Raw genomic sequence first — 14,182 nt, forward strand, 5'->3', positions numbered from 1 at the left:
TTTTTGATGGAAAGATACGAAATAAATCGAATAATTGAAAAATTCACAAAACAGGTTGATGATTTAGATAAAAACATTAATCCTGAAAAATTAAAAAAAAGATTTTTAGAATTAAATAATGAAATGCAAAAAGCGGATTTCTGGAATAATCCTGATAATGCAAAAGTTGTAACCAAAGAAGCCAATTTTATCAATGATAGATTGGCTGCTTTGACCTCTTTAAATGAAAAATTAAATGGTGTTATTGAATGGTTTGAGATTAGTGAAGAAAGAACTGAAGAATGGGAAATTCTTGAAAAAGACATTAAAAAACTCGAAAAAGAATTAGATGAGTTTTCAATTGAAGTTCTTTTAAGCGGTCAATATGATATAAACAACGCAATTTTAGAAATTCATGCTGGAGCTGGTGGTACTGAGGCACAAGACTGGGCTGAAATGTTATATAGAATGTACCAAAGATATTCTAATCTTAAAAACTATAAGTATGAAATAATTGATATTCAATCTGGGGATGAAGCTGGTATTAAATCAGTAACAATCTTAATAAAAGGTGAATATGCTTACGGATATTTAAAAGCTGAAAGAGGAGTTCATCGTTTAGTTAGAATTTCACCATTCGACTCAAATGCAAGACGACATACATCGTTTGCATCTGTTGAAGTAATGCCGGAAATTGATGATAACATTAAAGTTGAAATCAAAGATGAAGAAATCAGAGTGGATGTTTATCGTTCATCTGGTGCTGGTGGACAATCAGTCAATACAACTGACTCAGCAGTAAGAATAACGCATATTCCAACTGGAATTGTTGTTAGTTGTCAAAACGAGAGAAGTCAAATTAAGAATCGTGAAACTGCAATGAAATTATTACAGTCAAAACTGATTCAAGAAGAAATGCGTAAACAAGAAGAGAAACTTCAAAATATTAAAGGAGAATTAAAAGACATTGCATGGGGATCACAAATTAGATCTTATGTATTCCATCCATATCAAATGGTTAAGGATCATAGAACTAATTATGAAACCTCACAAATTACTTCTGTAATGGATGGAGAAATATCTGATTTTATTACAGCTTATTTAAAAGCAGGAGGTAACTAATGATCCATGAAAAAATTCGTAAAAACGAATTATTAAATATAACTTTAGGAGTAATATCGGTTGTTATTGGATATTATTTCTTTTATGCACCTTCAAATTTAATTACCGGAGGTGTTACAGGAGTATCAATTGTTTTTAGAGAAGTATTTGATGCAAGTCCTACTGCAGTTAGTATCTTTATCTTTATTGCCAATGCAATTCTTTTAGTTGTTGGAGGTTTAGTACTAGGAAAAAAGTTTTTCTTTAAAACACTTTATGGAACACTCTTTTTACCATTATTAATTTTTGTTCTTACTGTTGCAAAAATTCCACAAGATTTCATTTTGAGAGAAATAGCTTCTAATAAATTATTAATTTCAGCAATAGGTGGTTCAGTACTAACCGGTCTTGGATTAGGTTTAGTTTTTAAAAGTAATGCAACAACTGGTGGTATGGATGTTATTCAAAAAATCTTGAATCATAAACTGAAAGTTTCATATTCAGTTGCACTATATATGACTGATGGTATTATGGTTGCAATTGGGTTACTTATATTTGGAATTGAATCGACATTTTATGCAATTTTTTCAATTATAATTGCAGGAATTGTTATTGATAAACTAATGTTAACAGGAAAAGCAGGGTATACTGTTTTCATAGTTACTAATGAATATCACGATATAAAAGATGCTATTTACAAAAAAATCAAACGTGGTGTTACGAAAATATCTGTTGTTGGTGGATATAGCGAGCAAGATAAAGATATGATAATTTGTACAATAACTAAAAATCAATTATATAATCTAAAATTAATAATTGCTGAAATTGATCCTGCGGCATTTACATTCATAACTAAAACAACTGAATCAGTTGGTCAAGGATTTAATTAAAATGGTTACTAATATTAAAAAATATAAATATTATAGTGAAGTTACTTATGAGAATAATAACTATAATATTGAAAATGAAATTATGATTAAATATAAGATTAATACAGGAAAAACATTTAATAATAATGAGTGGACTGAAATAATTGATGAAAACAATTATTATTATTTTGATCGTATTGCTAAAGAAAAATTAAGAAGATTATTGACTGAAAATGAGTTAAGAAATTTTCTTTTTGATTTAGGAGCTAATAAAGATTTGATTGATAAATTAGTAATAAAGTATAAAAAGTATAATTTTATTAATGATGACTTATATACAAAAGAATATATATCATATAGACAATATAAAGAAGGACCTTCATTAATATCCAAAAAGCTTATAAGTAAAGGTATAAGTCAAGAGATAATTAATGAGAATCTTAAAAATATTGATGAAAATAAGATTATAACAGAAAAAGTTGAATCGCAATTAAATAAAAGAATTAAGCAAAATAAATATGAGTTTCAAAACAAACTTAAACTTGATTTAATAAAAAAAGGTTACACAAAGAGTTATATTTATTCAATTGTTGATAAAATGATTAATCAAACGAAATTTGATGATTTATTAGTTATCGAAAAAGATTATCAAAAACTTATTAGAAAATATGAGAACAAAAAAACAAAAGAAGAACTAAATTATTTCATTAAAACAAAATTATATCAAAAAGGTTATAGTAAAAATGATATTGAATACATCATTAGTAAAGAAAAAGATAATTAAGTTGTAAAGAGTTAAAATCCCCCTTTACAAGACTTGAAAACTTTGATATATTAGATGTGTATTTAATATGAATCGTATAATTAGTCTAATATGGTGACTAAGTTTCTACAGCGCTACCGTAAATTGCGCGGCTACGGTTGACATGGCTTTTTTTCCGTTGTCAAAAGTAGTAGAAACCAAAGATCTCTTTGGTTTTTTCATTTTTGAAACATTCTATTAAGTACAAAAAAAATAAGAAGGGAAATAAGACATGAAAGAAAGAATTATGAAGTTTTTCAAATTTGAAGAACGAAGAGCCACTTTTAAAGGTGAGTTCATTGGTGGATTAGTTACATTTTTAGCTATGAGCTATATTTTAGCTGTTAATCCAAGTATGATTAGTGCTGCAGGAATACCACGTGGAGGTGCATTTATTGCAACTGCATTAGGTGCTTCAATCGCAACTATTGTAATGTCACTTGTGGCTAACTATCCGGTTGCACTTGCACCAGGGATGGGTGTTAATGCATTCTTTACATTTACAATTGTAGGTGGAATTGCAGGTACTTCATCATTTGGTTTAGGTTATTCATGGCAAGAAGCATTAGCTATTTCATTTTTAGGTGGGGTATTATTTGTTATTATTTCATTTACACCTCTAAGAAAAAAACTAATTGAAGCAATTCCTTCAGGATTGAAAGCGGCAATTGGTGTTGGTATTGGTTTCTTTATTGCTTTTGTTGGACTTCAAAATGCAGGGATTGTAACACAATCAAGTTCAACAGGTGTTACATTAGGAAACTTTTCAAATCCAAATGTTTTAGTAGCTATATTTGGAATAATCTTGATTTTTGTTTTACATAATTTAAATTCAAAAGTTTCAAGATTCTCATTTATACTTGCAATACTTGGAACAGCAGTACTTTATGCAGTTTTATCACTTATTGGTGTTGAAGGTCTAACAAAGATTGAATTGTTTAAATATAGTGAATTAGCTGGATTTAAAGATTCATTTGGTGGATTTATTACAGGATTTAAAACTTTATTCCAAGATTCACCTGCAGTGTTAGTTGATGGTGTAGTTGCAAGAGAAGCAATGACAGCAAGTGCTAAATTGATTACATTACCTTTTATTGTTTTCGCATTATTATTCGTTGATATATTCGATACTGCCGGTACTTTAGTAGCAGTTACTAAAGCAGCAAAACTTGAAGATGAAAATGGCGAATTACCTAATCTTGATAAAGCATTATTCTCAGATGCAATAGGAACTTTAATAAGTTCTGCAATGGGAACACCAGAAATTACTTCATATGTTGAATCATCAACAGGTGTTGAATCAGGAGCTAGAACAGGATTCTCTAATTTAGTTGTTGCATTCTTATTCTTAATATCAATTGCACTTTACCCAGTTATGTCAGTTTTTGGAATATTCCCAGTGACTTCAATGGCACTTGTATTAGTAGGTGTTTTAATGGCTGCTCAAATTAAAGAAATTAATTGGGACGATAAAGCAATTGCAATCGCAAGTTTCATGACAATACTTGGTATGGTTGTTACATATTCAGTATCTGATGGGATTGCATTTGGATTTATTTCATATTCAGTATCAATGTTAGCTCAAAAACGTGCTAAAGAAGTACACCCTTTAATCTTTATCTTATCAGTTGGTTTTGTTATTTATTTTGGAGTTTATTCAAAACTATTTATGTAGTTTTTAAAAGATACGTAAGATCAAACGATAGGCATTAGTTCTATCGTTTTTTCTTTATTAATAAAAAAAAGATACTTATATCTGTGTCAAAACGATATTAATTGTATATAATTGATTATATTAATTAAAATTATTAAAAATGATTGATATTTCTTAACAAAAGTTTTACAATTATAAGTGCTGTATAGAGTAAGTTATTTGCTTATAATTGGCACAAATGATATTATTATTTATGTAAGCAGTTTAAAATTATGCTGATTTACCAATTCTTTATGACTTTAAAGTAAATGTTCCTAATAACAACAATTTAAGAAGATGAAAGAAGATTTGGTTTTAGCACTTAGAATGGAGTAATTATATATGCGAATCGAATTTTGGCTTGATTATTTATGCCCAATTTCTTATTTAACACACAAAAACTTAATGGACGCAATTGATGAATTAGGACTTAAAAACTATGAACTATATTATCGCAGTTACATAGTTAATGAGAGTTGCCTTGTTAGCAATAATGACAATCCTGTTATTGATAAGAGGGGAACGCTTAAATCAAAAGATATTTTAGAACTTCTTGATAGAGAGTTTCCAAAATATAAAGAATTACCATTAGTAAATACTGAACTAGCTCATGAACTAGCACATCTTGCTAAAAGAAACGATTTAGCAAAAGAATATAATACACTAGTTTTAAAGAGTTATTTTGAATTAGGTAAAGATATTAGTGATAAAAAAGTTTTACTTGATATCGCTAAAGAAATTGGCATAGATTATGAACTTGCTAAACAAACATTAGAAACTAAATGTTATATAAAACAAATTATTTCTAACAAAGAAAATGCTCTTTATAAAGGAATAGATGAAATTCCTCATTTAAGAGTAAATATTAAAAACAACTACAATAAATATTTAAGCAAAGAAGAAATTAAAGAAGTTTTTTCTAAGGTTTTAAATAACAACAAAAAAGTTGAGTATTGTGGAGAATTTTGTGATTTTTAGAAGTAGTCATAATTGACTACTTTTCTTTATAGTTTTTTTACTATTTACTATAATTAAAAAAGATAGTAAAAAAAAATAATCTATGTTAAAATATATTAGAGATTAAATATAAAAAGAGGGGGACCAAAATGGCACATTTGTTTGAAATGATACACCCTAATTTTTTTAGTGTGCTGGCTTCGCCAAATAAAAAAACCTATGTTGATTGTATATTTATAATTTATAATGCTGTTGATAGTATTGAAGAGTCTTTTCAAGGAGATCGTGAATACGTTGTTCAACGCCTTATAGATTATTTTGATGATAAAGAAAGTGAAGAATTTGCAGATGTATCAGAAGATGAAAAAGCATCAACTAGCAGACAAAAAGCAAACCACGTTATCAATGTTTTAAAAAACAATGGTTGGATTGGTGAAGAAGAACTTGGAGATTATAAAACTTCAATTAATTTATTTGATTATAGTATAAGAATAATTACAATTTTAGATGATATAGTTAATGCTCGCCAAGATGAGTATACGGGCGAGATTTTTGCCATATATTCATTGCTTAATGCATTTACTAAAGAAGAGGGAATTGGCGTTATTGAACAAGCATTCCAAAAAACTAATGAGGTAATTAGAAAATTAAAAACTTTAAAAGCTAACATCTATAGATATTATTTTGATGTTACAAAAAAACAATCAAAACAAGATCTTCAAAAAATCTTAGAAAAACTATTAGTTGAATATAAACAAAACTTCTTCGATTCTGCATATTATAACTTAAAGACTAAAGATAGTCTTCCTAGGTATAAAAGAGGAATTTTAAGTGGAGTTTCAAATATTTACGATAATGTTGAAGTTATGGATCATCTAGCAAACTTAGTTATGCAAACAAAAAGAATTGATGATTATAATGTTGCATTTGAATATTTAGAAACAAGATTAAGATTTATTACAGATAGTTTTAGTGCACTTGAAAATTTAATTCTAGATATTGATAGAAAGAATGAACAATACATTAGTGCAACAGCATCAAAAATATTATTCTTAACAAATCACTCTGATGATATAGAAGGAATCTTCAACCGCTTATTTAAACTAGTTTTAAATGATGATGACTTTGAATATAATTCGATAATTCACATGGCACAAATAAAGAATTTGGATACTTATTCACTATATAACCAAAGAAGAGTTAGAATGGATAGTGAACCAGAAGAACTATATTTAGATGATGATTTTATTACTGACGAGAAAAAACGTGAAAAGATTGCTTTAATGTTGAAACATAATATGTATAGTAAAAAAGAAATTAATAAATATGTGTTAGAGATCTTAAATGGTAGTAAAGAGATTTTAGCTTCTGAACTTCAAATCAGTTCACAAGAAGAATATGTTAAACTAATTTTAATCTTCTTATACTCAAAATCAATTGGGATGAGTTATGATATTGATTTATTAGATTATGAAGCAAAAACAAACTTTGTATCATTTAAAAATTTTACGATTAAGGTTAAACGGTGATTATAATGAATAAAACAACAGCACTTAAAAATTTTAATGATAATTATTCAAAATTAAAAGAAGGCGAAAAAAATAATTTTTCAAGAATTGTTAATAAGCTTTTACAAGTTAATTTTTTAACAAAAAGAAAGCCTGGAGATCAAAACGATTTTCGTTTCATTTTGGCTTATAAAGAAACATTTGAAGGATTCTTTGCTTTAATTGATTTTATCCTTAATATCCATCGTGAAGATGAAGTTATTTATATTATCAATGAAGAAAGATATAACCATATTACATTAAGAAAAACAGAAAGTATTTTAATATTAGTTCTTAGAATTATCTTCCAAAGAAAACAAGAACTTGTAACATTAGATGAAGATGTTGAAGTTTATTTATCTGAAATTCATGATGAATTAACGAGAATTGGTTATTTAGATAATAAAAGAATTACTAAAACAGAATTAAAACCTGCATTAACTTTTTTAAGAAGTTACAATATTATTGATTATATCGATAAAGGTTTAAATGATGATGCAAGAATTAAGATTTATCCAACAATCCTTTATGTAACTAATTTAGATGGAATTAAAGAAGTTATTGATCGCTTGGATAGTTATGTAGAAGGGATGGGTGGAACTAATGAAGAAACTTACGAAAATTAAATTAGTTAACTGGCATTTATTTTCTAATCAAACAATTGATATTAGTGATAACACCTTAATTTCTGGTGAAAACGGATCCGGAAAATCAACGCTTTTAGATGCTCTTCAATATTTATTAGTTGGAGGTAAGAGTGGTGCTAAGTTTAATATTGCAGCAACTGATGATGCAAGAAGAACTTTGGAAGGATATGTTAGAGGTCGTATTGGGGCAGAAACTAAAGAATTTTTAAGAGAAAATGATGTTATAACGCATTTAGCATTAGAGTTTTATGATCAAGATGATGAACAATATAGTATTATTGGAGCAATCCTTGATTTACCTAAAAATGCAACTCTAAAAGAACGTTTTTACTTATTAGAAAATTTAAGTATTCACGATGAATTATTTCTAGATCGTAAATATCCAAGAGATTATAAAGCAATGAAAGACTATGTAAGAGCAATCGGTAAAGAATTAGAAACATTCGATACACAAAAAGCTTATAGAGATGCTCTAGCAAGGTTTTTTGGAATGGATTCTAGAAAGTATGCTAAGATCTTACCAAAGGCTTTAGCATTTAAACCAATCGATTTACAAGCATTTATTTTTGAGTTTTTACTTGATGATGATCCAATTGATATTCGTTCTTTAAAGAATAATGTTGAACAACTTAAAAAAGTTGAAATGCAGATTATTAAAGACCGTGAAAAATTAGAAAAATTAGATGCGATAAGCACGCTTGGTGAAGAAATAGCAGATGCTAAAAACCAAGTTATTACTAATGAGATTATTGGTCAATTAAACTGGGTTGAGCAAAGAGAAAGATTTGTTAAACAAAGTGAAAATTTATTAATTCAGGTTGAACAAAAATTAGAAGCATATCGAAACGAAAAAACAAAAATCGACTTAGAAATTGAAGAAAACGAAGGTCAAATCTTAAATCTTGAAAGAGCTAAAGATGATGATGGTGTTGAGAGAACAATGTCTCAATACAAAGAAGCTTTCCGTAAGAAGACAATTGAGTATGAAAACGAGAAAGAGCAAGTAACTGAACTTAAACAAACATTACTTGATGAATTCAACATTATTAAAGAATTATTAACTTTAGTTCCTAGTCAATCATTTAAGAGTTTTGTCTCATATTATCAAGGACATGAAGATAACTTGGATCCTTTAGAACTTACTAATCATTTAACGCTTATTAGTGATGAAGTTAGTGCGTATCTACAAGCTTACTATAATGAAAAAGATAAAGCGGAACAAGAAAAACAAAAACTATCAAATGAGATATTCTATGCTAGTCAAAGATTATCACAATTAAAAAAACATATTAAGACATATCCTAAAAATGTTCAATCATTGATAGAGTCATTGAATGAAGGATTAAGTGAACATTACCAAAAAGACATTAAAGTTCAACCATTAGCAGAATTAATTGAAGTTAATGATGAGAAATGGCGTAATGCATTAGAAGGATATTTAAGTACTCAAAAGTTTAATTTAATTGTTGAACCTGAATATTTTGATTTAGCTTTAAAGATTTATGATGAAGTTAAAAATGAATTACAAATTTATGGAGTAGGTTTAGTTAATACTCAAAAACTTTCTGAATATGGTGAAATTGATTCAAAGAGCTTAGCAAGTAAAATTGATACAGATTATCGTCATGCTAGAAATTATATCAATATGATTTTAAATGGTGTAATAACTGTTGAAAAGGCTGAGGAATTAAAAAACTATAGTCGTTCAATTACACCAAGTTGTATGACATATTCAAACTATACTGCAAGACAACTTCACCCAAGAACATATCAAGTTCCATTTATTGGATCAAGTGCTACTGAAATGCAAATTAAAATTGAAGTTGATGACTTAGAACAATTAGAAAAAGAAATGGAAAAATTCCAAGAAATCTCTAATAAACAAAGCAAAGTTTTAAGACTTTTAGGAAGTAGTAAAGCAAGTAAGATTGTTCACCAAAATTATTTAAGATTATTTAGTAAGATAAAAGAAACTAGAAGAGAATATACTCATCTTGAAGAACAAATTAATGAATTATCACAAAGCCCAAGTATTGCAAAACTAGAACATCAATTAGAAACAGAAAGAATTAAGAAACGCCAATTAAGAATGGATTCTGATAAGATTGTTGGTGATATTGCATCTAGTCGTGATGAACGTCAACGATTGTTAGATTCAATTGATGAAATTAAAGAAAAACTAACAAAATATAATGAAAGTCAAGATGAATTATCAAGACTGCATCCAGAAAAACTAAGCATTGCACATACACAATTCTATGCACTTAAACAACGTTATCAAAATAGTAATGCAGCAATTACAGATGCACTTGCAAAAGATAATGTTAGTTTGAATAGTCAAGTTAATCGTCAAGAAATTGAATTAACTAACTTAATGAGAATGTATGTTAGAGAGTATTTCTTCTCAGCAGAACCAAACTTTGCTCATTTAGATGAATTTACTAGAGAAGCAAATATTATTAGAAATAATAACTTAGTTAAATACGAACATGAAGCAACCGAACTTAGAAGAAATTCTGAAATTGGATTTAAAGAAGAATTTGTTAATAAGCTAAGAGCTTCAATAGAAGCAGCTCAACAACAAATTGAAGATTTAAATGTTGCCTTAGAAGGAAAAATGTTCGGTAATGATTCATATAAACTTGTTTATAAAGCAAGTGAAGATTCAGACTTTAAAGTTTACTATGATATGATTATGAATGATAAAACTGTTTCAAGTAATCAATTATTTACTGAAGGTTTGACTAAAAAGAATGAACAAATATTAATGGAATTATTTGAAAAGATTGCTTCAACTGATCCAGAACATGATAAACTTAATTATACTTTCTTAGACTATAGAAACTATATGTCTTATGATATTGAAGTTACAAATACAAACGGTAATATTTCAATGTTCTCAAAAGTTTCTAGAGAAAAATCAGGGGGAGAAACCCAAGTTCCATTCTATATTGTTATTGCAGCATCATTCCAACAATTACTATCAAGAAATAAACGAATTAATTCTGGTTGTATTGTTTTATTTGACGAAGCATTCAATAACATGGATGAGTCAAGAATTGACGCGATGATGAAATTCTATAGTAGTTTATCGATTCAATTATTAATTGCTGTACCACCTCAAAGAGTAGCTAACATTATTAATTATGTTAATACAAGTTTAGTTATTGTTAAAGAAAATGATTACGCAATTATTGAAACATTTAAAGACAATAGATTATTGTTACAAGACTAAAAATTGATTTAACACTTAAAAAAGGATGGTTTATCTAAAATCATCCTTTTTATATTGTAAAAACTAAATATTTGTATATTTTGATAGTTATTTTCTGTAATTTGTGGTATAGTTATTAAGGTTAAAAGAAATGAGGAAACAATTTGAAATTATTATTTGAAGATTTAAACATATTAAGTGAAACAAAACAAGCTATAAAAGACCTTGGAATTGAAAGTGCAACATCAATTCAAGAACTAGCTATTCCTTTAATGATAGAAGGAAAAGACTTTATAGCTCAAGCACAAACAGGGACAGGAAAGACATTTGCTTTTGCAGTTCCAATTTTAGAAAAAATTAATGTAAAAGACAGATCAACTCAAAGTCTAGTATTATGTCCAACGAGAGAATTAGCATTACAAGTATATAATGAATTTATCAAGTTAGTTAAATATAATAAAGATGTAACAGTATCACCAATTGTTGGTGGTGAATCATACGATAGACAGTTTAAAGCATTAAAACGTAAACCACATATTATTGTTGGTACTCCAGGAAGAATTATTGATCATATGGAGAGAAAAACAATCGACTTATCAGATTTAAAAGTTTTAACATTTGATGAAGCTGATGAAATGTTAAAAATGGGATTCCAAGAAGACATTGAACGTATTTTAAGAGATACACCAAGTGAACGTCAAACAGTTTTATTTTCAGCAACTATTCCTAATGAAATTAAGAAGATTGCTAAAAATTATCAAAGAGATAGTGAAATTATTAAAGTTGAAAATCAACATTTAACTGTTGACACAGTTTCACAAAACTATTTCGTTGTTCAAAAACGTGATAAATTAAAATTAGTTAGAAGAATCTTAGATCTAGATTCAATTAATTCTGCAATAGTATTTGCTAATACTAAAAAAGAAGTTGATGAAATAACTGAAGAATTAAGAACATTTGGATATCATGCAGATTCATTACATGGAGATTTAAAACAAAGTCAAAGAAATGCTGTAACAAACTCATTTAGAAATAAAAGTTTAACAATCTTAGTAGCAACAGACGTTGCAGCAAGAGGATTAGATATTTCAAATGTTGAACTTGTTATTAACTATGAACTACCACATGAAAATGAAGTTTACGTTCATAGAATAGGAAGAACAGGTAGAGCAGGTAATACTGGTAAAGCATACAGTATTGTAACTCCACGTGGTGAAGGTAAGATTAGAGAATTAGAAAGCTTTACTAAGTCAAAAATAGGTGTTTTAGAAGTTCCTACTAAGAAAAAAATTAGAGGAAAAAGAGTTGCTAAATTCATTGATGAAATTACAGAAGAAGCATTAAATAATGAATCTAACCATGAAACAGTAATTAATACTTTAATTGGAAAAGGTATTACTTATGAACAACTATTAAATACATTAATTAATAAAGTTATTCCTAGTGATTCAGAATATGAAGAAATAGAATTTGTTGCTCCAAGGGAACAAAGAGAAAAAAACAAAGATAATAAATCATCAAGAACAAGAACTAGAAATGATAGTAACTATACTATGTATAAAATAAGTTTAGGAAGAAAAGATAAAATTAATCCAAATTATTTATTAGAATTATTAAGTAATATTTTTGATATTAGACCAAAAAATGTTGGAGATATTAAACATTTTGATAAATATACTAACTTCCAAATAAGCAATCGAACTGTTGATATTTTAGGTGCAAATAAAAAAGTTAAATATAGAGGTAAGAATGTAGTTATTGAAGCTATTTAAACTTTAATAAATAGTTCTAATGCGGTATAATGTTTAAGTAAGCATTCGTAGCTCAGTTGGATTAGAGCGCATCCCTCCGAAGGATGAGGTCGCAGGTTCAATTCCTGTCGAGTGCGCATGGAGAAATACCCAAGTGGCTGAAGGGGCGGGCTTGGAAAGCTCGTAGGTTGTAAAAGGCGCGAGGGTTCGAACCCCTCTTTCTCCGCCATCATTTAACGAAATAAGTGCTACACGAAAGTGTGGCATTTTTGCTTTATATAGAACATATTTAACTGATTCTTCAGTTTTAAATATACATAAATTATATTCCAATTCTAGTTTTGAGGGAATTAATAAAGTATTCAAAAGTAGTAGATCTAAATTTAAAGAAGTAATTAAGAATTACGTAGAATTTTTAAAATGTAGGTATTATTCTCTAATTAGTTGTATTGTTATATTCAAATATTTTAATATTTTTAGTAATAAAAAAATCTCTGAAAAAAATGGGGTATCATTGAGAGTTACGTATTAAGATACTGTTACAAGATAATCATATACAATGTGTGTTATTAAAATATATAGTTGACAAAAATTTTATATCTACTATAATAGTAAATATAAGCTTATAATTTAATATTTTATCTATAGTATATTCATTCAGAAATATTTTAGTTTACAAAATAAACTAAATAGTGATTTAATTCAACAGTTTTTGTTGATTTTTATAAAATAAGTAGGATTATTTCAAGAATAGAGGTGAGTTGTTTATTTAACTTAGAGCAATTAAGTTTTAAAAAATAATAAAGAAAGAGGTAAAAATAATGAAAAAAGTTTTAATAACTATGTTATTATTAGTTGTGGGATTAGTTCTCTATACTACTGAAGTAAGTGCATCAGAGGCTGATTTGAGAGGCTTTGATATAGATGGTTTCAGCTATGTTGCTGATCATACTTCTAATATTGAAGAATTATGGGGTGCAAAGCATTATTATGGTAAAATGAATATGTGGACAAGTATATATAAAGTATATATACCAGATGAAGACAAGATGTTCTATGCTGTTTTGGTTGAGGCAATGATTGATGCTTCGACAGAAAAAAATGCTAGTAGATCATTTAGTAGTATGCAAATAGGTTTAAATGTAAAATTTGATAGCAGATATGCTAGATTGGTAACTTATACTCCAAAATATGAAAACAGTAGCTATACTGTAAGTATTTCAATTGGGACACAACATATTTATATCCCTAACTTAGGTATTGTAACATTACCTACAATAACACAAACACTCACTGAGGAGTTTAAAGAAATTGCATTATATTCTAGTGAAGAAGACAATGGCATTTTAATGAACTTCGACTTTACAAGATATGCAGATAATAAAAGAGGAACTCCTTACCAAGGAGCATATAGGCAACAAGCTACAATTTATTTTTCTGTAGATAATTATTCGGTAAATTTTCCAAGACTAAGTAACTCGAAAATAGCAATTAATTATACACCTTTAATTTTTAAAGATGCTGCCTGGTTTGAAAAAAATGCAATATATGATTATGTAACACACACACATCAATACAATTATTCATCAAATGGTAATTTTAATAAAGTTACTAGTTAGGAG

Annotated in this window: 10 protein-coding genes, 2 tRNA genes and 1 riboswitch; all 12 genes read left to right on the plus strand. The window is 27.7% G+C overall.

All coding sequences use genetic code 11. The annotated features are described in order from the left end of the window. Positions 1–6: 6 nt before the first annotated feature. A complete protein-coding gene (gene prfB, locus EXC62_RS04340) occupies positions 7–1,101 on the plus strand; it encodes a peptide chain release factor 2 (RefSeq protein WP_026390168.1) in 1,095 nt (364 codons plus the stop codon). Continuing rightward, the gene (locus tag EXC62_RS04345; protein ID WP_026390169.1) at positions 1,101–1,970 is read left to right on the plus strand and encodes a YitT family protein; all 870 of its coding nucleotides are present in this window, start codon (positions 1,101–1,103) and stop codon (positions 1,968–1,970) included. Before prfB ends, EXC62_RS04345 begins: the two co-directional genes overlap by 1 nt. Position 1,971: 1 nt before the next feature. Continuing rightward, positions 1,972–2,733: a regulatory protein RecX gene (locus EXC62_RS04350; protein ID WP_026390170.1), complete on the plus strand. Its 762-nt coding sequence runs from the start codon at positions 1,972–1,974 to the stop codon at positions 2,731–2,733. Between the two features lie 52 nt (positions 2,734–2,785). Beyond that, a riboswitch (purine riboswitch) is annotated at positions 2,786–2,887 on the plus strand. Positions 2,888–2,983: 96 nt separating this feature from the next. Continuing rightward, positions 2,984–4,426, plus strand: a complete 1,443-nt coding sequence (locus EXC62_RS04355) for an NCS2 family permease (protein WP_035375595.1) — start codon at positions 2,984–2,986, stop codon at positions 4,424–4,426. A 360-nt stretch (positions 4,427–4,786) separates the two neighbouring features. Next, positions 4,787–5,422, plus strand: coding sequence for a DsbA family oxidoreductase (locus EXC62_RS04360; protein WP_026390172.1), 636 nt, complete (start codon positions 4,787–4,789; stop codon positions 5,420–5,422). Positions 5,423–5,550: 128 nt separating this feature from the next. After that, entirely contained in the window at positions 5,551–6,930 is a 1,380-nt protein-coding gene (locus EXC62_RS04365; RefSeq protein ID WP_162140123.1) for a Wadjet anti-phage system protein JetA family protein, read from the plus strand. 5 nt (positions 6,931–6,935) lie between these two features. Then, on the plus strand, positions 6,936–7,574 hold the full coding sequence (locus EXC62_RS04370; protein ID WP_026390174.1) for a DUF4194 domain-containing protein: 639 nt from the start codon (positions 6,936–6,938) through the stop codon (positions 7,572–7,574). Beyond that, positions 7,552–10,830 (plus strand): ATP-binding protein, encoded by a 3,279-nt coding sequence (locus EXC62_RS04375; protein WP_026390175.1) that lies wholly within the window; start codon positions 7,552–7,554, stop codon positions 10,828–10,830. Before EXC62_RS04370 ends, EXC62_RS04375 begins: the two co-directional genes overlap by 23 nt. Positions 10,831–10,973: 143 nt before the next feature. Next, positions 10,974–12,581: a DEAD/DEAH box helicase gene (locus tag EXC62_RS04380; RefSeq protein ID WP_026390176.1), complete on the plus strand. Its 1,608-nt coding sequence runs from the start codon at positions 10,974–10,976 to the stop codon at positions 12,579–12,581. A 41-nt stretch (positions 12,582–12,622) separates the two neighbouring features. Beyond that, positions 12,623–12,697 (plus strand) — tRNA-Arg (locus EXC62_RS04385). 3 nt (positions 12,698–12,700) lie between these two features. After that, positions 12,701–12,789 (plus strand) — tRNA-Ser (locus tag EXC62_RS04390). A gap of 592 nt (positions 12,790–13,381) precedes the next feature. Then, a complete protein-coding gene (locus EXC62_RS04395) occupies positions 13,382–14,179 on the plus strand; it encodes a hypothetical protein (RefSeq protein WP_026390177.1) in 798 nt (265 codons plus the stop codon). Positions 14,180–14,182: the final 3 nt, after the last annotated feature.

It is taken from the genome of Haploplasma axanthum, from assembly GCF_900660745.1.
Taxonomy (GTDB): domain Bacteria; phylum Bacillota_I; class Bacilli_A; order Acholeplasmatales; family Acholeplasmataceae; genus Haploplasma; species Haploplasma axanthum.